Annotated in this window: 18 protein-coding genes and 1 pseudogene; 18 read left to right on the top strand and 1 reads right to left on the bottom strand. The window is 28.7% G+C overall.

The window, feature by feature from the left end; translation table 11 throughout:
- From Q0V08_RS04305 to fba, 14 genes and pseudogenes are all read left to right on the top strand, one after another.
- Positions 1 to 324: pseudogene (locus Q0V08_RS04305) on the top strand (translational GTPase TypA); the annotation flags it as partial.
- A 19-nt stretch (positions 325 to 343) separates the two neighbouring features.
- On the top strand, positions 344 to 1,144 hold the full coding sequence (locus Q0V08_RS04300) for a hypothetical protein (RefSeq protein ID WP_297432387.1): 801 nt from the start codon (positions 344 to 346) through the stop codon (positions 1,142 to 1,144).
- A gap of 128 nt (positions 1,145 to 1,272) precedes the next feature.
- The gene (locus tag Q0V08_RS04295; protein ID WP_297432389.1) at positions 1,273 to 2,616 is read left to right on the top strand and encodes a TrkH family potassium uptake protein; all 1,344 of its coding nucleotides are present in this window, start codon (positions 1,273 to 1,275) and stop codon (positions 2,614 to 2,616) included.
- A 16-nt stretch (positions 2,617 to 2,632) separates the two neighbouring features.
- Positions 2,633 to 3,289: a TrkA family potassium uptake protein gene (locus tag Q0V08_RS04290; RefSeq protein ID WP_297432386.1), complete on the top strand. Its 657-nt coding sequence runs from the start codon at positions 2,633 to 2,635 to the stop codon at positions 3,287 to 3,289.
- Positions 3,290 to 3,304: 15 nt separating this feature from the next.
- Entirely contained in the window at positions 3,305 to 5,194 is a 1,890-nt protein-coding gene (gene mnmG, locus Q0V08_RS04285) for a tRNA uridine-5-carboxymethylaminomethyl(34) synthesis enzyme MnmG (protein ID WP_297432384.1), read from the top strand.
- Positions 5,195 to 5,899, top strand: coding sequence for a 16S rRNA (guanine(527)-N(7))-methyltransferase RsmG (gene rsmG / locus Q0V08_RS04280; RefSeq protein WP_297432383.1), 705 nt, complete (start codon positions 5,195 to 5,197; stop codon positions 5,897 to 5,899).
- A 26-nt stretch (positions 5,900 to 5,925) separates the two neighbouring features.
- Entirely contained in the window at positions 5,926 to 10,263 is a 4,338-nt protein-coding gene (locus Q0V08_RS04275; RefSeq protein ID WP_297432381.1) for a hypothetical protein, read from the top strand.
- 17 nt (positions 10,264 to 10,280) lie between these two features.
- Entirely contained in the window at positions 10,281 to 12,362 is a 2,082-nt protein-coding gene (locus Q0V08_RS04270) for an outer membrane protein assembly factor (RefSeq protein WP_297432379.1), read from the top strand.
- Positions 12,363 to 12,387: 25 nt separating this feature from the next.
- The gene (locus tag Q0V08_RS04265) at positions 12,388 to 12,873 is read left to right on the top strand and encodes an OmpH family outer membrane protein (protein WP_297432377.1); all 486 of its coding nucleotides are present in this window, start codon (positions 12,388 to 12,390) and stop codon (positions 12,871 to 12,873) included.
- A gap of 21 nt (positions 12,874 to 12,894) precedes the next feature.
- A complete protein-coding gene (gene lpxD / locus Q0V08_RS04260; protein ID WP_297432375.1) occupies positions 12,895 to 13,893 on the top strand; it encodes a UDP-3-O-(3-hydroxymyristoyl)glucosamine N-acyltransferase in 999 nt (332 codons plus the stop codon).
- A gap of 131 nt (positions 13,894 to 14,024) precedes the next feature.
- Positions 14,025 to 14,612, top strand: coding sequence for a TIGR03936 family radical SAM-associated protein (locus Q0V08_RS04255; protein WP_297432374.1), 588 nt, complete (start codon positions 14,025 to 14,027; stop codon positions 14,610 to 14,612).
- A 31-nt stretch (positions 14,613 to 14,643) separates the two neighbouring features.
- Complete coding sequence (serS, locus tag Q0V08_RS04250; protein ID WP_297432372.1) at positions 14,644 to 15,915, top strand: serine--tRNA ligase; 1,272 nt, start codon at positions 14,644 to 14,646, stop codon at positions 15,913 to 15,915.
- Positions 15,902 to 16,372: a hypothetical protein gene (locus tag Q0V08_RS04245; RefSeq protein WP_023051852.1), complete on the top strand. Its 471-nt coding sequence runs from the start codon at positions 15,902 to 15,904 to the stop codon at positions 16,370 to 16,372. Before serS ends, Q0V08_RS04245 begins: the two co-directional genes overlap by 14 nt.
- Before the next feature lie 72 nt (positions 16,373 to 16,444).
- Entirely contained in the window at positions 16,445 to 17,422 is a 978-nt protein-coding gene (fba, locus tag Q0V08_RS04240) for a class II fructose-1,6-bisphosphate aldolase (RefSeq protein WP_297432369.1), read from the top strand.
- Positions 17,423 to 17,469: 47 nt separating this feature from the next.
- Here the strand turns inward: fba and Q0V08_RS04235 are convergent, their stop codons facing one another.
- Positions 17,470 to 17,715 (bottom strand): hypothetical protein, encoded by a 246-nt coding sequence (locus tag Q0V08_RS04235; RefSeq protein ID WP_297432367.1) that lies wholly within the window; start codon positions 17,713 to 17,715, stop codon positions 17,470 to 17,472.
- Positions 17,716 to 17,845: 130 nt separating this feature from the next.
- Between Q0V08_RS04235 and Q0V08_RS04230 the strand changes: the two genes are divergently transcribed.
- The 4 genes from Q0V08_RS04230 to Q0V08_RS04215 all read left to right on the top strand — a co-directional run.
- Positions 17,846 to 18,745, top strand: coding sequence for a LysR family transcriptional regulator (locus Q0V08_RS04230; protein ID WP_297432365.1), 900 nt, complete (start codon positions 17,846 to 17,848; stop codon positions 18,743 to 18,745).
- 82 nt (positions 18,746 to 18,827) lie between these two features.
- Positions 18,828 to 19,322 carry an NAD(P)H-dependent oxidoreductase subunit E gene (locus Q0V08_RS04225; RefSeq protein ID WP_023051854.1) on the top strand — a complete coding sequence of 165 codons (495 nt, stop codon included), beginning with the start codon at positions 18,828 to 18,830 and terminating at the stop codon, positions 19,320 to 19,322.
- Positions 19,323 to 19,362: 40 nt separating this feature from the next.
- Positions 19,363 to 21,150, top strand: coding sequence for an NADH-quinone oxidoreductase subunit NuoF (locus Q0V08_RS04220; protein WP_023051855.1), 1,788 nt, complete (start codon positions 19,363 to 19,365; stop codon positions 21,148 to 21,150).
- Positions 21,151 to 21,162: 12 nt separating this feature from the next.
- A partial coding sequence (locus Q0V08_RS04215) for a [Fe-Fe] hydrogenase large subunit C-terminal domain-containing protein (RefSeq protein ID WP_297432362.1) occupies positions 21,163 to 22,157 on the top strand: 995 nt, incomplete at its 3' end.

Genomic DNA, 22,157 nt, shown 5'->3' with positions numbered 1-22,157 from the left:
ACTGTAGCTTATGCTTTAGGTGGATTACAAGATAGAGGAGTATTATTTACTGATCCAGGAGTAGCTGTTTATGAAGGAATGATCGTAGGAGAGCATAACAGAGATAATGACTTAGTTGTAAACGTATGTAAGGCTAAGAAATTAACTAATATGAGAGCATCAGGAAGTGACGATGCTATAAAGCTTGCTACACCTAGAAGATATACTTTAGAGCAAGCTCTTGATTATATAGCAGATGATGAATTAGTAGAAATTACTCCAACTAACATCAGAATAAGAAAGAAATTCTTAAAAGAGGGCGACAGAAGAAAAAACTCTAAATAATAATTAAAGAGGTATATCTATGAAAAAATTATTGTTTGTAATTTTACTATTATCAATCTTCGGAGGTTGTAGTGGTTTAAATACAAAAAAGTATACGGAAGAAGAGATTATAGCAGCAGTAGTTGTAGATAATGTGTATATTTTAAATAGAGCAATAAAAAATGGTTTTAACATAGATCAACAATTAAAAAATGGGGATACTCTTTTGAGCTTGGCTTTAAAAGAGGATTCTCTACAAGTTATAGCTAGTTTGTTATCAAACGGAGCAAATATAACTAATGATTTACCTGCAAGAAAGAATATAGGAACTAACTTAATAACTTCAGCAAGACCACCAATTTTTTATGTAAATAGTATGGAAGCTTTACAAATGTTTTTAAATGATAAAGCTGATATAAATGTATTTACTAGTGATGGTGAACTTCTTTTGAATTTTTATATAAAAACAAGACCACAAAATTTATCAATAGCATTAATAGAGAATGGAGCTACACTTAAAGTTCTTGACTCGAGTCAGTGGTATCCAATATTTTGGGCTGTTAATATAGAAAATGAAAATATTTTAAAAGCATTACTAAAAAAAGATAATAGTCAATATTTATTGAAAGATAAAAAAGGGAATTATCCAATATACTATGCTAATTCAAAAGAAATTATAAAAGAATTATTAGATGGTGAATATAATCCTAAAGAAAAAAACATATATGGGGAAAATATATTAGGAGAAGTATACTTAAAAGTTAAAAGATTAGGTTATAACGATTTAATTCCTATTTTATTAAAAAAGGGAGTAAATCCTAATTATACCTCATATAAATGAAAATTATAAAAGTTAAGACAAGGATAGAATTTATTAGTTCTATCCTTGTTAACTATTTAGTGAACTTGAAAAAATGATAAAAATAATGTATAATTGCAAAAGCATTTTTTCATAGGAGGAAATAAATGATAAGAAAACTTTTAAGCCCTATAGATAGATTATCTTTTTCTAGGAAATTAATACTTGGATTTTTAACAGCAATAATTTTAGGGTCGATATTACTATACATGCCATTTTCTCTTCAAGATGGTCAAAGGATAAGTTTTTTAACAGCACTTTTTACAATAACATCAGCAATATGTGTAACAGGGTTATCAGTTATTGATATAAGTAAAGTTTTATCTTTTGAAGGACAAATAATACTGCTTGTTTTTATTCAATTAGGTGGTTTAGGTGTAATGACTTTTTCATCTTTGTTTTTTCTTTTAATTGGAAAAAAAATTGGATATAAAGATAGAGAATTAATAAAAGAGGAGAGAAATGCTGAAAATAGTGGAGAGATTGTAGATTTTATAAAAAAAATAATATTAATTGTTTTTTTAATAGAAGGAATAGGAGCATTTTTTTTAACATTGGAATTTTTAAAAATTTTTGATTTTTCAAAAGCTTTATATTATGGAATATTTCATTCTATATCAGCTTTTTGTAATGCAGGATTTGCATTATTTTCAAATAACTTAGAAAACTATCCAGGAAGTATATTAATGAATATGACAGTAGCATATTTAATAATATTGGGAGGAATAGGATTTTCGGTAATAAATTCAGTACTAGTAGCAGTTAGAAGGGATGTAAAGAGATTTACTTTAACATCAAAAGTGGCTATATTAGTTTCAATGTTTTTAACATTTGTTGGAATGATTTTATTCTTTTTATTAGAATATAAAAACCCTTTAACAATTGGAAGTTTAAATTGGTTTGATAAAGTTTTGGCTTCTTTTTTCCAAAGTGTTACAACTAGAACAGCAGGATTTAATACAGTTCCTATGGGCGATTTAAAACCAGCTACGATATTTATGTTTTGTATTTTAATGTTTATTGGAGCTTCTCCTGGATCAACAGGTGGAGGAATAAAGACAACAACAATTGGAGTAATTATATTTTATGTTATTGGAGTTGTTCAAGGAAAAGAAAATATAAATGTTTTTAATAGAAGAATAAGTTGGGATATACTAAATAGAGCTTTGGCAATCTTAATAATATCAATTATATATGTTTCTATAATAATAATGGCAGTTATGACAATAGAAGATATGAGTTTTGAAAAAGTAACTTTTGAGGTAATATCGGCCTTTGCTACTGTTGGATTGTCGATGGGAATAACTGCTGATTTAAGTGCAATGTCAAAGATATTGTTAATAATAACAATGTTTATAGGAAGATTAGGTCCAATGACATTTGCTTTAGCTTTAGGAGAGAAGAAGGTAAAACAAAATTTAAGATATCCAAAAGAGAATATTTTAGTAGGCTAATTAATGGAGGGAAATTATGAAACAATATGTGGTTATAGGTATGGGAAGATTTGGCTCAAGTGTTGCAGAAACACTATATAAGGCTAATGAAGAGGTTTTAGCAATAGATGAGTCTGAAGATATAATACAAGAAGCGGTAAATAGTGGAATAGTTGAAAATGCAGTAGTTGCAGATGCAACTGATGATAAAGAATTAAAAAATATAGGTTTAGAAGGATTTGATGTTGCTTTTGTATGTATAGGAGCAATAGAGCCTAGCATAATGGTAACTTTAAATTTAAAAGAGTTAGGTGTAAAAAAGATAATTGTAAAAGCAGTATCTAGAAGGCATGGAAAAGTTTTAGAAAAAATAGGGGCAAATCAAGTTGTATATCCTGAAGAATATATGGGGAAAAGGGCTGCAATGGCTGCAATGGATCCAAATATGATTGAACACTTTAGATTTTCAAAGGACTTTTTATTGGCAGAAATAAAATCACCAGAAATATTTTGGAACAAAACACTTATAGAATTAGATATAAGAAAAAGATATAATGTAAATATTGTTGGAATAAAAAAGGGAAATAGAAATTTTATTCCAAATTTATCAGCAGATACGATAATAGAGCAAGGAGATATTCTTCTTGTAATAACAGATGCTAAAACAGCAGCAGAATTAAAGAATTTAAAGTAATAGAGAGGAGTAAAAATGCAAAATTTTGATGTTATAGTTGTAGGTGCAGGACATGCAGGATGTGAAGCAGCATTAGCAGCAGCAAGAATGGGAGCTAAAACAGCTATCTTTACAATATTATTAGATAATATTGGATATATGTCTTGTAATCCATCTTTAGGAGGACCAGCTAAATCCCATTTAGTGAAAGAAATAGATGCTTTAGGTGGAGAAATGGGAAGAAATATAGATAAAACATTTATCCAAATTAGAGTATTAAACACGAAGAAAGGTCCAGCAGTAAGATCTTTAAGAGCACAAGCAGACAAGGTAAATTATAGTAAAGAGATGAAAAAAACTCTTGAAAATACAGATAATTTAGATGTTATACAAGGTATGGTAACAGAGATTATTGTTGAAAATAGTAAAGTTGTTGGAGTTAAAACTAAAGAGGGTGTAGAGTACAGAGCAAAAGCTGTAGTAATAGCAACTGGAACATTTATGAGAGGTTTAATTCATATTGGAGAAAAACAATTCCAAGGTGGAAGAATGGGTGAGTTATCTTCAGAAGAACTACCAGTATCATTAGAAACATTAGGGTTAAAATTAGGAAGATTTAAAACAGGAACTCCACCAAGAATAGATGCTAGAACAATAGATTATTCAAAAGTAGAGATTCAGCCAGGAGATCAAGGAGTATTAAAGTTTTCAAGTAGAACAACAGCAGAAGAAGTTTTATCTAGAAAACAGATTCCGTGTCACATGGTATTTACAAATCAAGATGTTCACGATACGATAATTTCAAATAAAGATAGATCGCCTCTATTTAATGGAACAATTCAAGGAACAGGACCTAGATATTGTCCATCAATAGAGGATAAAGTGTTTAGATATCCAGATAAAGATAGACACCATCTTTTCTTAGAAAAAGAGGGATATGACACTAATGAAGTTTATATTAGTGGATTCTCATCATCATTACCAACAGATGTTCAATATAAAATGTTAAAAGGTATAGAAGGTTTAGAGAATGCAAAAATAATGAGATATGCATATGCAATTGAGTATGATTATATTATTCCAGAAGAGATAAAATATAGTTTGGAAACTAAAAAAGTAGAAAATCTATTTTTAGCAGGACAAATAAACGGAACATCAGGTTATGAAGAAGCAGGGTCTCAAGGACTTATGGCAGGAATAAATGCTACAAGAAAAGTATTTGGAAAAGAACCAATTATTTTGGATAGAGCAGATTCGTATATAGGAACATTAATTGATGATTTAGTTTCAAAGGGAACAAATGAACCATACAGAATGTTTACAGCGAGAAGTGAGTATAGATTGGTTCTAAGAGAAGACAATGCAGATTTAAGATTATCTAAAATAGGATATGATATTGGTTTAGTTTCTGAAGAAGAATATGCAAGAGTTCAAAAGAAAGAAAAGGATGTTACTGAAATAATAGAAAAATTAGAAAAGCAACACGTAGGAAGTAGTAACCCAAGAGTTAATGAAATTTTGATAAAAGCCAATGAACCTGAAGTAAAATCTGGAATAACTCTAATAGAATTATTAAGAAGACCTGAAGTATCATATTCAGATATAAAATATATTTCTGAATTAATAGAAAAATTTGATTTAGGATCTTATGATGAAGATACAGAGTATCAAGTTGAGGTACAAGTTAAATATTCAGGATATATTCAAAAATCTTTAAAAATGATAGAAAAACATAAAGGATTAGAAAATAAAAAACTTCCAGAAGATATGGATTATGACTCTTTAGAAAATATGCCAAAAGAAGCAAAAGATAAATTAAAGCAAGTAAGACCATATAATATTGGACAAGCTTCAAGAATTTCAGGAGTTTCTCCAGCTGATATTCAAGTTCTATTAATGTATTTAAAATTGAAAGGAAATAAATAGATGAGAGAGTATTTAGTTGAAGGAATAAAAAAAATAGGATTACAATATACAGATAAAAAAATTGATAATTTGATAAAATATTTGGAATATTTAGTAGCTTATAATGAGCATACGAATTTAACAGCTATAAGAGATACTAAAGATGCAATAGAAAAGCATTTTTTAGACTCTCTTCTTTTACAAAATTTATTAGATGAGAAAAAAGGTAAAAAAGCTATAGATATTGGAACTGGTGCAGGATTTCCAGGTATGGTTTTAGCTATTTTTAATCCAAATGTTGAGTTCGTATTAATGGATTCTGTAGGTAAAAAGACAACATTTTTACAAAATGTAAAAGAATTGTTAAATTTACAAAATGTAACTGTCGTTAACTCGAGAGCAGAAGATTATATAAATGACGATAACAGAGAGAGCTTTGATATAGGTCTTTGCAGAGGAGTTAATAAATTAAATGTTATTCTAGAGTATATGATACCTTTTATAAAAGTTGATGGACATTTTTTAGCTCAAAAAATGGCTGGTACAGAGGAAGAGGGAGAAGCAACAAATGCGTTAAAAACTTTAGGCGCAAAAATTGTGAAAATACATAGATATAAATTACCAAATTATGGTGATGAGAGATTAGTTGTTGAAATTTTAAAAGAAAAATCAACAGATAAAAAATACCCAAGAAGAGCAGGAGTGGCTTTAAAAAAACCATTATAAATATACTAAGTAGGGAGGAAAGAGATATGAAAATTTTTGAAAAATACAAAAAATTAATAATCGTATCTCTTTCCATTTTTATTTTTTTGAGTGGAGGATTGTTAATTAAATATAATTTGCCAAAAGTTGTAGAAATTATATTGAAAATAGCAGTAGGGCCAACAATATCTTCTCAAGAAATTAAATTCCCAAAATTTGGAGAGATTGATATAACTGATGTAGTATTGTCAAAGGGAGATGATGTAATAGTAAAAGCTCCCAAGGTGGTTATAACATATTCAAAAGAATCATTAAAAAACTTTAGATTGCAAGAGATTAATGTTGAAAAACCATGGGTTCATATAGAACGAAAGGGTGAGAATGTCAATATTGTAGATGCATTCTCTAGTGGAAGTAAAGGAGAATCGACAACTAAAGCGGGAACGGCAGTTCCAATAGATATAATAACAGTAAAAGATGGTGAGCTTTTATTTAGAGATACAACATATTCAAGAGAAATAAAGCAGGAATTGAATAATGTAAATGGATATGTTTCATTTAATAAAATAACAGGTATAGATTTAGAGTTTAAAGGTGAGCATCAAAAAGAAAAATATGAATACAGATTTAATAATTTAAATGAACCTTTAGATATGAATATAGTTTTAAAAAATATTGTAGTTAAGCCAGAGCTAATTCAATATGGTTATGATGATAAAGATATAAGTGGAGCTACAGGGCTCTTTGATATGAATTTGACCATTGCAACAAGTGGATTAACTGGAGAAGCTGAACTTAAAAATGGAACGGTAACATATGATGGTTTAAGTAGTAAAGTAGAAAATGTAAACGGTAAGATTGATTTTAAAAAGGATAAAATCGATGTTAATTTTATATACTTATTAGAAAATAATCCTGGAACTTTTGATGTTTTTTATTCAGAAAAGTCAGGCGTAAAAGTTGATTTTAAATTTAAAGATTTATCTTATTCTGTTGCTAAAAGTTATAAATTATTAGGAGGTTTAAATTTACCTTTAGATAATTTAAAATTTAAAAATGTTGATGTGCAATTGTTTTATGAGAAAAGTCAAGGTTTTAAAGCTGAAATTTTATATAATGGATATCCTTTTGTCTCTTCGGGAGTTGATATTAGTAACTTAAATGGTAAAGTTTTATTTAAAGATGGAATATTAACTTTATCAGGAAATGATTTGAACATATTGGCTTCAGGATTGGAATATAAAAGAGATTTAACATATAAAGTAGCTCTAGATTTAAATGGAGAAGATTTAAAGTTTGATGTTATTTCAAATTTTATTAATTTAAATGGAGAATATAAAAAGAAAGAGGAAATACTAAATTTATATCAAGATAAAAAGCTTGTAATGTCTTATAACTTAAAAACTCAAACGTTAGAGTTATTAGATTTAGCAGGTAGTAATTTACTTAATGATTATGATTTCTTTTTAAAAGCTCAAGAGAAAGATAAAGTAATTAACTTTGAAGAGATTTCAATGGTTAATAAAGATGGGCAGATGGTTTTACAAGTTGTTGGAGAGTTAAATAGAGAAAATTTAAAGTATAAATTTAAAATACATACAAAAAATCTTCGGGAAAAAAGTTTGTTTAGTAATTTAAATTTAGATACAAAATTAGATTTTATAGGTGAGATAGCTGGAGAGAGAGATAAATTTATTTTACGAGGAGTAGTGAATGATTTAAAAGTAGAAAATAAAGATATTCTTTTAGATGCTTATGCAAATGTGTCAGTAATTAATGATAATGGGATTCAAGCTAATATTCAAGGGGAATTAAGAGAGGGAATATATAAAAAAATTAAAGTTCAGGGTATAAAAATTGATTCTATATTTGATAATGGAAAATTAACAATATCAGATATAAGAAATGGATTATTTAAAGTTCGAGGAGAAGTTGATATTTTAGATAAAAAGTTGGATTTGAACTACCATATAACGGGATTAAAAAGTAGTGAATTTGAAAAAAGTAGTATAGTTTTACTTTTAGAAAATGTATATGGGAATGTTTCAGGAACTTTTGAAGAGTTTCAAGCTGATGCACAAATAAAAGAAGCATACTTAGAAATGCCAAATAAAGCCTTGGTATCTATGAGTGGAGATATTTTATATAAAGATAATACAATATCAACAGAAAAATTTAAATTAAATCAAAGTTTAGCTAGTGGAGAATATAATTTAAAAGAAAAAGATGGAAAGTTTATACTTAATATATTAGAAGAAAATTTATCAAAATATTATAATTTTAAAGCACTAAAATATCGTGTGCTCTCTAGAGTTGAAGGACAAATATCTGATGGAGTTATTGAAGCAAGTGCAGGAATTAATATTGACAGAGTATATTTAAATGGTGATGTATTACCAAATTTAACATCTACTTTAAAATATTTAAAAAATGATAAGGAAAATATGCTATATATAGATAATTTAGACATATTTAGCTTAGAAGGAAAAAGAGTTTTATTCTCAAAAGGTAATGTTAATTTGATTGAGAAAACAATAGAGTATAATATTCCAAAACAAACATTATATCTAAGGGACTTCCAAGGTGTAATAAATGTAAAAGATATGAGCGGAAGTATAGGAATAGAAAGTGAAGTTAAAGGATATTTAGATAATCCACATTATAATTTAAAATTATACGATGGAGAATACGAAATTAAAGGATTTAATTTTGACGATATTTCTTTGGAACTAACAGGTGATAAAGATATTTTAAAAATTAATGAAATTTTAGCATATTATGAAAAAAATATGATAAAAGGAAAAGGAGAGTATATAATCTCAAATCAAGAATACAATTTTAATATTTTTTCGAAGAATATAGACTTAAGTTTTTTAAATGCAATTTTATCAAAAGATAATTTAAAAGATATTAGTGGAACTGCTAATATAGATGTACAGTTATCAAGTAATTTAAAAGAAAATAGTGGATATATAGATTTAATTGATTTTAATGCAAATCTACCAAAAGCTTTATTAAATTTAAATAATCTAAATATGATTCTAAAAATTGATAATGAAAGATTAACAGTAAATTCTTTAGAGGGAAAGTTAAATGATGGTGAAATAAAAGGAAAAGGATACTTAAAACTGCCGTCTTTAGATGAAATAAAAGCAGATGATGAGTTTTATAAAAATTTGGATTACGCTTTTAATATAACTTTAAAAAATATGATATATCAATTGAAAGATTACTTTAAAATAGATCTTTCAACAAATTTAGTATATTCTGAAAATAAAGTATCTGGAAATGTTATTATAAATAATGGTGAAATAACAGGAATACTAAAAGAAGATAAGGGCTTGATTTTAACAATTTTAAACTTTATAATAGATAAGACTAGAGCTATAATTGGTGAAAGTAAAAGATTGGGAAAAGATTTTGAAATAAAGAGTGGATTAAATGAAACTCCTGAGTTTAATATAGGAGTTATGATAAGAGATGGTATAAATATAAACATACCAGATATATCAACTTTTGCTCAAGATGTTCAAGGTGTTTTACTAGGAAGATTTAATATTGTTGGAAAAAATGAAAAGATTGGTGTAGTTGGTGAATTAGAGATACAAAAAGGTAGTTTTGTACTGGGAAGTGAGGACTTTACTGTTACTAGAGCATTACTTTTAGCAGATAAAAAAAATGGATTAATTTCAGATTTTAATCCCAATTTAATATTTGATGTATCCTCATTAACAGCTAATGGGAATGTAGAAATATCTTTACAAGGAGAGCTAAATAGTTTAAGATTAAATATAGTAACTAATCAAGGAAGTGAAAGTAGTAGTTTGAAAAATCTTTTCGACGGAAGTGGAGAAGGTAATGATAAAAACGTAGTGGCATTGTTATTTAAGACTATTATAGATAGTCAAATTTCAAGCACTTTATTGAGACCAATATCAAGAACTATTCAAAATGTTTTTCATATATCTAAATTTAGGATAGTATCGGATGTTTTTAATCAAGAGGTTTTAGCTAATTCAGATGATCCAAAAACACAAGATCCAAATGTATTTGGATTTGGTGCATATTTAGAAGCGGAGAATCCTATATATAAAGATAAATATTTTTGGATTTTAAAGCTAGGAATAATAGATGGAACGAAGTATGATATAGGTGGATCTGATAGTGAAAGTCAAAGCAATGAATTTTCTAACTCTGTAAATCAGTTAGATTTTAAAGTAGAGAGAAGATATAAATCAGGATGGTCTTATGGAGTAGGAGTAGCAAAATTAAACGATGCAAATATGATTGATGAAAAGAAAAAAGGAAAATTAAATTATTATGTTGATTTTAAGTTTGAAAGAAAATATAATAGTATAAAAGATATTTTTTCTAATAAAAAATAATTGGAGGGCAATTTGGGATGAAAAAGCACCTAATCGGAATAATATCACTAGTAGCTTCTATAGTTTCATTTGGAGCAGAGGGAGAATATTTAGTAAAAGGGGTAGAGTTTAAAAACTTAAATGAAATACCTCAAGATGTTTTAATACAAAAAATGAGTTTAAAGAAAGGTCAAGTATTCTCAACAGAGGGATTATTAAAAGACTATAACAACATAAAAAAAAGTGATTATATAGACGAATTAGCTATTTATCCTCAAGTTTATGATGGAGGAATAAAATTAGTAGTAGACGTAAAAGAGAAAAAAGATACTAAAGAACTTTTAGAAAAGCAAGGTATTTTACCAGCTTCTGAAAGAGAAAGAGTAGATACAACATTAGTTGTTTCTAGTTTAGAAATAATTGGTAGTGTGAACGTTCCAGTTAATGAAGTTGCAAAGAAAATACCAATTAAAGTTGGAGGGTATTTTTCAAAAAATAAAATAATAAAAGGACAAAGAGAACTTTTAGAAACAGGTATGTATAGAGAGGTTATACCTGATGTATACCAATATCCAGAAGGATTAGTAGTTGTATATTCTGTTATTGAAAATCCAATTATAAATGGAGTTCAAATTAAAGGAAATACTAAGTATACTACGGAAGAATTAAAAAGTTTAATCAACATAGAGCCAGGAAAAGTTTTAAATCTTAATAATCTAAGAGATGCTAGAGATAAAATATTAAAAAAATATAACGAAGATGGTTATGTTTTAGCTGAAATAGAAGATATTGATTTAACGGGTGGAAATGACTTAACAATAGTAATCAATGAAGGTACAGTAGATAAGGTTAATTTTACAAAAATGGTTACTAAACAAAAAGGTCAAAGAAGAAAAGCTACTGATACATTATTAAAAACTAGAGATTATGTAGTTGAAAGAGAAATAGAGATACAGCCTGGTGAAGTATTTAATATCAATGATTATAATGAAACTGTATCAAATTTAATGAGAACAGGATACTTTAAAAATGTAAAATATGAAACAAAACCAGCTCCAGGAGAAAATCAAGGTGTTGATTTAGTTCTTCTATTAGAAGAAGAAAGAACTGCAACATTACAGGGAGCGGTATCTTATGGATCAGAAATAGGATTACTAGGTATGTTATCAGTAAAAGATATGAACTGGCAAGGTAAAGGACAAGAATTAGGAGTAACTTTTGAAAAATCAGATGAGAATTATACAAGTTTCTCGATTAACTTCTCAGATCCTTGGATAAAAGGTACTGATAGAATATCTTGGGGATGGAGTTTATATAAAAATGAATATGAAAATAGTGACAGTGTACTTTTCAATGAAACAGATACATATGGTGCTAAGTTAAATATAGGAAAAGGGTTAACTAAAAACTTAAGATTAGGTTTAGGAACTAAAGCTGAATATATAACAGAAAAGGCTGATAAGTCAGAGTTAGCAATCTATTCTACTCCTGAAAATGATTTGCTTAATAAATGGGGAGATAAAAGAAGTTATGGATTATTTAGTATTTATCCATCAATAACATATGATACAAGAAATAGTTATTGGAATCCAACATCTGGTTGGTATGGAAAATATCAAGTTGAAGTAGGATATGCTGATACGATAGATTCTGGAACTTTTGCTAATACAACTTTAGAGTTAAGAAAGTATCATAGAGGATTATTTAAAAATAATACATTTGCATATAGAGCTGTAGGAGGAGTTATGACTACAACTACTCCGGAATCTCAAAGATTCTGGGTAGGAGGAGGAAGTACTCTTAGAGGATATGATGGAGGATTCTACCAAGGAACACAAAAGATAACTGCAACAATAGAAAATAGAACTCAAATAAATGATGTATTAGGATTTGTTCTATTCTCAGATATAGGAAGAGCATGGGATTATCAAGGGGAAGATCCAGGATATTTAAATGAAAAAAGAGATGCTAGATTCCCAGATGATATAGGAACAACAGTGGGAGTTGGATTAAGAGTTAATACACCAGTAGGACCATTAAGATTTGACTTTGGATGGCCAGTAGGAAATTCAGAAGAAAGTGGAATGAAATTCTACTTTAATATGGGACAATCATTCTAATAAATATATATATGGAGGATTCACAATGAAGAAAATAGCAATAATAGCAATGTTAGCAGCAGTATCTACATCTGCTTTCGCATTAAAAGTAGGATATGTAAATAGTCAAGAGTTATTTGCAAAATACTCACAAACAAAAGTTATTAGAGATAATTTAACTAAAGAAAAGCAAACTTTAGAGACTACATTACAAAAGAAAGAGATTGAATTACAAAAACTTCAAGTTGAATTACAAGGAAAAGGGAAAGATGTAACTGAAACTGAAAAAAAGGCTTTTGAAGAAAAAGTTGCAGCATTTCAAAAATTAGTAAGAGAGTCTCAAGCTAAACTTTCAAATGAAGAAGCAAAAAAAATGCAAGAGATAGATAGATTAATAAATATTTCTATTCAAAATGTAGCAAGATCAGATAAGTATGACTATGTTCTTGAGCAAGGTGCAATTAAATTTGGAGGAGAAAATATAACTCCAAAAGTGTTAAATGTTATGGAAAAAAGTAAAAAAGTAAACTAATAAAAAATAGAGAGGGATAAAATGACTTATAAAATAGATGAGTTAATAACCCTTCTTGAATGTGAGGTAAAGGGAGATGCCAAGGTAAACATTACAGGGTTATCTCCCTTTTTTCAAGCTGAAGAAGGAGAAGTAACTTTTGCATCAGATGAAAAATTTTTAAAAAAATTAGACGAAACTAAAGCAAGTGTTGTAATTGTTCCATTTGGAGTGGTATTACCAGAAAATGGAAAGACATATTTACTAGTAAAGGATAATCCAAGAGTTTTAATGCCTAAGTTATTAGCATTTTTTAAAAGAAAACTGAAAAAAATGGAAAAGTTAGTTGAAGAATCAGCTATAATAGGTGAGGGATCAACTATTGGAATAAATGCTTATATAGGGCATGATGTAAAACTTGGAAAAAATGTAATGATTTATCCAAACGTAACAATATGTGAAGGAGTAGAGATAGGAGATAATACAATAGTTTATCCAAATGTAACAATAAGAGAGTTTTGTAAAATTGGAAAAGAGTGTGTTATTCAACCTGGAGCAGTTATTGGATCAGATGGATTTGGTTTTGTAAAAGTAAATGGAAATAATACAAAAATAGATCAGATAGGATCTGTAATTCTTGAGGATTTTGTAGAAATAGGTGCCAATACAACAATTGATAGAGGAACGATTGGAAATACAGTAATTAAAAAATATACAAAAATAGATAATTTAGTTCAAATTGCTCATAATGATATAATTGGTCAAAATTGTTTGATTATATCTCAAGTAGGAATAGCTGGAAGCACTGAAGTAGGAGATAATACAACTTTAGGTGGACAAGTTGGAGTTGCAGGGCATATTAAAATTGGTAGTAATGTAATGGTTGGAGCTAAATCTGGTATCATAGGAAATGTTGATGATAATCAGGTTTTAGCTGGTCATCCATTGATGAACCTAAAAGATGACTTGAAAGTAAAAGCTGCTCAAAAGAAATTACCAGAACTATTAAAAAGAGTAAAAGAGCTGGAAAAGAAACTTTAAAAATAATAAAATAAAGAAAAATCTAAAGAGGTTAAATCAACTTTAGATTTTTTATTTTTTTGAAGAAAGGTATTTAATTTAAAGGTGTAACATGATACAATATATTAAAATAAAAAAAATGAGGTAGTTTAATGAAAAAGAGAATAACTTTTGATAAGTATGGTGAAATGAGATTTATATCCCATTTAGATATGCTTAGATTTGCAGATAGATTATTAAAGAAAGCTCATATACCTATGAAATATACTCAAGGATTTCATCCAAGACCAAAGATATCCTTAGGGAATCCAGTATCTTTAGGAACAGAAGCTTTTAATGAATTAATGGACATAGAGTTATCAGAAATGATGACAAATGAAGAGGTAATGGAAAGAATGAATTCTGCAGCAGTTCCAGGATTTAAAGTAACTAAAGTAGAAACAATCGAAGATAAAAGAAGTATTGTAGATGTATATACAAATGCTATATTTGAAATAACAGGTTCTAAAAATGATATAGATACTTTAGAAACTCTATTTAATCAAGAAGAGATAATTGAGAGAAAAGAGAAAAAAGGAAAGATATCAGAGAGAAACTTGGGAGAAAGAGTTAAAGATTTTTCAAGAGTAGATGACACAATAAACTTAGAATTGGTTAATACTTCACCAAACTCTTTTTTAATCTTAGCAGGAGTAGATATAAAGGATGTACATATAATAAAAAAAGGTTATAAAATCTAAAACATATAATTAATTATAAAGGAGAAAAGCTATGCTAGATTTAAGATTTATTCGTGAAAACATTGATATGTTACAAGAAATGCTTGTAAACAGAGGAAGCAATATTGATCTTCAAGAGTTTGTAAAATTAGATACAGAGAGAAGAGAGATTTTATCCAAAGTTGAAATGCTAAAAAATAAAAGAAATACAGAGTCTGCAGAAGTAGCTAGAAGAAAAAAAGCAGGAGAGGATGCTTCTGAAATTATAGCTGAGATGGGAAAAGTTTCTGCTGAAATAAAAGAACTAGATGCAAAACTTGCAGAAGTAGAAGAGAAGGTAACATATTTCCAAATGACATTTCCAAATATGTACCACTCAAGTACTCCTATTGGAAAAGATGAAGAGGATAATGTTGAAATAAGAAGATGGGGAACACCTAGAGAGTTTACTTTCCAACCAAAAGAGCACTGGGAAATAGGAGAAAATCTTGAAATTTTAGACTTTGAAAGAGGAGCAAAATTAGGAGGTTCAAGATTTGTAGTATACAGAGGAGCAGCAGCAAGATTAGAGAGAGCTTTAATTAGCTTTATGCTAGATACTCATACAACAGAGCATGGATATACAGAACATTTAACACCATTTATTGTAAAAAGAGATATCTGTGAAGGAACAGGACAATTACCAAAATTTGAAGAGGATATGTATAAGACAACTGATGATATGTTCTTAATTTCAACATCAGAGATAACATTAACAAATATACATAGACAAGAGATATTAAATGAAAGTGACTTACCTAAGTATTATACAGCTTATTCACCTTGTTTTAGAAGAGAGGCTGGTTCTTATGGAAGAGATATGAAAGGATTAATAAGATTACATCAATTTAATAAAGTTGAAATGGTAAAGTTAGCAACTCCTGAAACATCATATGATGAGTTAGAGAAAATGGTTGCTAATGCAGAAACAATATTACAAAGATTAGGATTACCATATAGAGTGATTCAATTATGTTCTGGAGATATGGGATTTGGAGCAGCTAAAACTTATGATTTAGAAGTATGGTTACCAGGTCAAAATAAATTTAGAGAGATTTCATCTTGTTCTAACTGTGGAGATTTCCAAGCTAGAAGAATGGGATTAAAGTATAGACCAGAAGGAAATTCGAAAAGTGAATTCTGTCATACATTAAATGGATCAGGACTAGCAGTAGGTAGAACTCTAGTAGCAATTATGGAAAACTATCAACAAGAGGACGGATCATTCTTAATACCAGAAGCTTTAGTACCATACATGGGTGGTATGACTGTTGTTAAAAAGTAGTCTTTTAATTTTATTTGTTTTGAATCTATTTGTTAAAAATATGACTGTATTGGGAGTTCTTCTTTTCATTGGAGTTGTATTGAATATTATATTTAATAAAGAACTTTTAAAACATTTAAAGAAATTAAAATTTCTTATATTTATTTATTTAACTACTTTCTTGGCACAAATATATTATCATCAAGAGGGAGAGGTTCTATTTAAAATTTACAGTATATATGTTACAAAAGGTGGAATCTTAAATTTTGCTTCAAGTTTTTTAAGAATTATAAATTTGATTCTTTTATCTTGGTTAGTAAATACTCAAAATATATTGCCAAAAAGTTTATCTTCATACCAAAGGGTAATAGAGGATGTAATAGAGTTAATACCTGAGGTTTTTAAGATATTTAAAAGCAAAAGAAAGATAAAGTGGTTTTTTAGATATATTTTAAGTCAAATAAAGATAAAAAACTAATAGTTTCAAAAATTGATTTTAGTGTAAAAATTTGTTATATTAATAGATGAATAAAATATTAGGAGGAAAATTATGTCATATAATTACAAAGATTTAGGATTATCTAATACTAGAGAAATGTTCGCAAAAGCTAACAAAGAGCACTATGCTGTTCCAGCATTTAACTTCAATAATATGGAGCAAATGCTTGCAATCGTTGAAGCTTGTGCTGAGATGGGATCACCAGTTATATTACAATGTTCAACAGGAGCATTAAAGTATATGACAAAAGAGGTAACTCCACTTTTAGCTAAGGCTGCTGTAGATAGAGCAAGAGCTATGGGATCAGATATTCCAGTAGCACTTCACTTAGATCACGGACCAAGCTTAGATGCAGTAAAATCATGTATAGATGCAGGATTCTCATCAGTAATGATCGATGGTTCTCACTATTCATTTGACGAGAATATAGCAATCACAAAAGAAGTTGTTGAGTATGCAAAGAAATTTGATGTTACAGTAGAGGCTGAGTTAGGAGTTCTTGCTGGAGTAGAAGACGATGTTGTTGCTGAGCACAGCATATTTACAAATCCTGATGAGGTTGAAGAGTTTGTATCAAGAACTGGAGTAGATTCATTAGCTATTGCTATTGGAACTTCACACGGAGCTCATAAATTCAAACCTGGAACAAATCCAAAGTTAGAATTAGAAATATTAGCTGAAATCGAAAGAAGAATCCCAGGATTCCCAATTGTATTACACGGATCATCAGCAGTACCTCAAAAATATGTTGAAGAGATCAAAAAATATGGTGGAGTATTAAAAGACGCTATTGGAATCCCTAACACTGAGTTAATGGGAGCAGCAAAATCAGGTGTTGCAAAAATAAACGTAGATACAGACGGAAGACTTGCATTTACAGCAGGAGTAAGAAGAGTATTTGCTGAGCAACCTGGAGAGTTCGATCCAAGAAAATATTTAGGTGTTGCAAAAGAAGAGATGAAATCATACTATAAAGAGAAAATTAAAGAAGTTTTCGGATCAGAGAACGCTTATAAAGCTGGAAAATAATTGAATATTTAATAACTAAGACCTGTAGATTATATCTACAGGTTTTTTTAATTCTCAAACACTCCCATATTGTAATTATATACTTTTTTTACTGTCCCATTTTGGTTAAAAAAAACATATTTTCCATGAAGTTTACCATTTAGATAGTTGCGTTCAGATTGGATATTTCCATTTTCAAAGTAAGAAAAGGATTTACCTGTAAAGTTTAAAGTGTGGTTTTTTTTAGATTGATAAAATGAGGCACTTCCAAAAGATACTAATATAAAGATAGAGATAAAAAGATATTTTTTCATAATATAGCTCCTTAAAATAGTTTTTAATTTAACACATAATAGCAATTTTTATAGTTATTAGTCTAATATTATTATATATATAAGAATTATAAGTAATATGTTATAATATTTTCTACGGAGGTGTTTTAAAATGGATTTGAATAAATTTGAATATATATTATGTGTAGCAGAGGAAAAAAGTTTTACAAAAGCAGCATCTAAATTATACATATCTCAACCTGCATTAAGTCAGTATGTAGCGTCTTTAGAAGAACAACTTAAAGTTAAACTTTTTGACAGAAGTGTAACTCCATTAAAATTGACATTGGGAGGAGAGATATTTATAAAAAAAGCTCTGGAGATATTACAACTAAAAAAAGAACTTTGGAGAGAGCTTCATGATATATCAAGTAATCTTGTTGGAAATATATCAATTGGAATTTCTCCTAATAGAAGTTTATATCTTTTACCATACTTTTTTAAAGAATTAAAAGATAAATTTCCAAATATTAAAGTAGAGATTATAGAGAGAAATAGTAAAGAATTAGAAAAGGGAGTTTTAGATGGTATGGTTGATATTGCAATAATCTCATTACCGTTAACAAGTCTCGAGTTAGAATACATAAAATTTTTTGAAGAGGAGTTGTTTTTAATATCATCTAAAGAAAGGGATTACAGTAATAAGTTAAAAGAAAATATAGTTGCTTTTGAACTATTAAAAAATGAAAACTTTATTTTGTTAAAAGAAAAACAAAAATTGAGAACTTTAGTAGAGGTAATTTTTTTAAAAAATAATTTCATTCCTAAAATATACTTAGAAACAGAAAGTCAAGAATGTGTCCTAGAGATGATCTCTCTTAATATGGGAATAGGATTTACTTCAAATATGATTTTGAATAATTCCAAGTGGAAAGAAAAATTCAACAAATACTCATTAAAAGAGAATAATTTTAAGAGAGACTTTGCAATAGTATTTAAAAAAGGTAAGAAATTAAATAATGTAGAAAAAGAATTTATAAATATTATACAAGAAAAATTTAAATCATTCTAACTATTGATTTTTTAAAAAAAATATAGTAATAAAATAGAATAAATTCTTTTGGAAAAATTAAAATAAAAAATAGGAGGTAAAAATGGCTTGTGATAATAAATTAAAAAAAGAGATGTTTGAAGAGTTGAAGAAGTATATAAGTGAGATTGAAGAAAAAAATGGAGCATTAATCTCTGTACTTCACAAAGGACAAGAGATTTTTGGATATTTACCACAAGAAGTACAAGAGTTTATAGCAAAAGAGATGAATATTCCAATTGCAAAGGTGTATGGAGTAGTAAGTTTTTATCATTTCTTTTCAATGAAACCAAAAGGAAAACATCCAATATCAGTTTGTATGGGAACAGCTTGTTATGTTAGGGGTGCTGAAAAAGTTTTGAATAGTGTAAAAAATTATTTAGGAATTGATGTAGGAGAAACAACAGAGGATGGATTATTTTCTATAGATGCCTTAAGATGTGTTGGAGCATGTGGATTAGCTCCAGTAGTTTTAATAGGAAAAGATGTTTATGGAAAAGAAGAAGTTAAAGATATGAAAAAAATCTTAGAAAAATATAGAAAAGAAGCATCAAAATAGAGGATCGATATTACATTAAAAGTATTTTAGGAGGCTAATTATGAAAGAAAAAAAGAAAATACTTGTTTGTGGTGGTACTGGTTGTTTATCTGCAAAAGGAGAACAAATTGTAGAAAATTTAAGAAATTCAATAAAAGAGCATGGATTAAAAAATGATGTTGAAGTAATACAGACAGGGTGCTTTGGATTTTGTGAAAAAGGACCTATAGTAAAAATAATGCCAGAAAATACATTTTATATTGAAGTAAAACCAGAAGATGCAGAAAGAATAGTAGTAGAGGACATAATTAGTGAGAAAAGAATAGTAGAGCTACTTTATATAGACCCTAAAAATGGTGAGAGAGTTTTTGAAGGGGAAAATATGGAGTTTTATAAAAAACAAATAAGAATTGCTCTTAAAAATTGTGGAAGTATAGATCCAGAGTCAATTGAACAATATATGGCAGCTGAAGGTTATGCAGCTTTAAAAAAAATATTAACAACAATGACCCCTGAAAGTGTTGTAAAAGTAATTAAAGACTCAGGTTTAAGAGGAAGAGGGGGAGGAGGATACTCAACAGGTTTGAAATGGGAATTTGCCTCTAAAAATATATCAGATCAAAAATATGTAGTGTGTAATGCTGACGAAGGAGATCCAGGTGCTTTTATGGACAGATCTATTTTAGAGGGAGATCCACATAGTGTTATTGAAGGAATGATTATTGCTGGATATGCTATAGGAGCTACAAAGGGATTAGTTTATATTAGAGCTGAATATCCATTAGCAATAGAAAGATTGAGAAAAGCGATTGAAACGGCTAGAAAGAATGGAATATTAGGAGAAAAAATATTTGGAACAGATTTTCAATTTGATATTGAAATAAAATATGGTGCTGGAGCATTTGTATGTGGAGAGGAAACGGCATTAATACATTCTATGGAAGGTGGAAGAGGAGAGCCAACAACAAAACCACCATACCCAGCTGAATCAGGATATTGGGGAAAACCAACAATAGTAAATAATGTTGAAACTTTAGCTAATATAGCTCAAATAATTTTAAAAGGAGTAGAGTGGTTTAGAAGTATTGGAACAAAAAATTCTCCTGGAACAAAAGTTTTTGCTTTAGCTGGAAAGATAAACAATGTTGGATTGGTTGAAGTTCCTATGGGAACAACTTTAAGAGAAGTTATTTTTGAAATTGGTGGTGGAATAAAAAATAATAAAAAATTTAAAGCTGTTCAAACAGGAGGTCCATCAGGTGGATGTTTAACTGAAAAAGATTTAGATACACCAATTGATTTTGATACTCTTTTAGCTAAAGGGTCTATGATGGGATCAGGTGGAATGATAGTAATGGATGAAGATGACTGTATGGTTGCAGTATCTAAATTTTATCTAGAGTTTACTGTTGATGAATCTTGTGGAAAATGTGCTCCATGTAGAATAGGAAACACTAGATTATGGGAAATTTTAGATAGAATAACAAAAGGAGAGGGAAAAGAGGAGGATATAGGATTATTAAAAGAATTATCTCAAACAATAAAGACAACTTCTCTTTGTGGATTAGGTCAAACTTCACCAAACCCTGTTTTATCTACAATAAACCAGTTTTTAGATGAGTATTTAGAGCATATACATGATAAGAAATGTAGAGCAGGACAATGCCAAGCTTTAAGAAGATATTTAATAAATGATAAATGTGTGGGTTGTACAGCATGTGCAAGAGTCTGTCCAGTCGCTTGTATTGATGGAAAAGTGAAAGAAAGACATGTTATAGATCAAAGTAGATGTATAAAGTGTGGTGCTTGTTATAATGCTTGTAAGTTTAGTGCAATAGATATAGCTTAGTGGAGGTAATTTATGAAAAATGTTATTGTTATAATAGATGGTAAAGAAATAGAAGCTTTAGCAGGAACAACAATATTAGAGGCAGCTAAAACAGCTGGAATAAAGATACCAAGCTTATGTTATATGAATATTCCAGAAATTGGATTTAAAAATGATTGTGCTTCTTGCAGAATATGTGTTGTTGAAGTTGTAGGAAGAAAAAATTTAGTTCCAGCTTGCGCAACACCAGTATCACCAGGAATGATAATAAACACTAATACTATGGAAGTTTTAGAAAAAAGAAGAAATGTATTGGAGTTAATGTTATCAAATCACCCTACAGATTGTTTGATATGTGCTAAAAATGGTAAATGCGATTTACAAACTTTGGCAATGGAGTTTGGAATAAGAGATATAAGATTTAAGGGAAAAATATTTGAATATAGAAGAGAAGTTTCTCCATCAATAGTTAGAGATCTAGACAAGTGTATAATGTGTCGAAGATGTGAAAATATGTGTAATAATATTCAAAAATGTCAAGTTTTATCAGCAGTTAATAGAGGATTTAAATCAGTTGTTTCAACAGCCTTTGAATCAGATTTGGATAAAACTAACTGCACATTCTGTGGGCAGTGTGTGGCTGTATGTCCAGTAGGAGCATTGTATGAAAAAGACTATACATGGGGACTTATAAAAGATATTGCAAATCCAAGAAAAAGAGTAACAGTTCAGGTAGCTCCTGCAGTAAGAGTTGCTATAGGAGAAGAATTTGGATATGAACCAGGAACAGATGTAACTGGAAAACTAGTAACAGCATTAAAGAAATTAGGTTTTGATGATGTCTTCGACACAGACTATGCAGCTGATTTAACAATAATGGAAGAAGCAGCAGAATTTAAACAGAGATTGGAAAAACATTTAAGTGGAGATAAGAGTGTAAAGCTTCCAATTTTAACATCATGTTGTCCAGCTTGGGTTAATTTTATTGAGCATCACTATCCAGATATGTTAGATATACCATCTTCAGC

The sequence above is a fragment of the uncultured Cetobacterium sp. genome, from assembly GCF_947038635.1.
In the GTDB taxonomy this organism is placed as follows: Bacteria; Fusobacteriota; Fusobacteriia; order Fusobacteriales; family Fusobacteriaceae; genus Cetobacterium_A.
The sequence above is the reverse complement of the archived record's forward strand: the minus strand, read 5'-3'. Positions and strand labels throughout refer to the sequence as shown.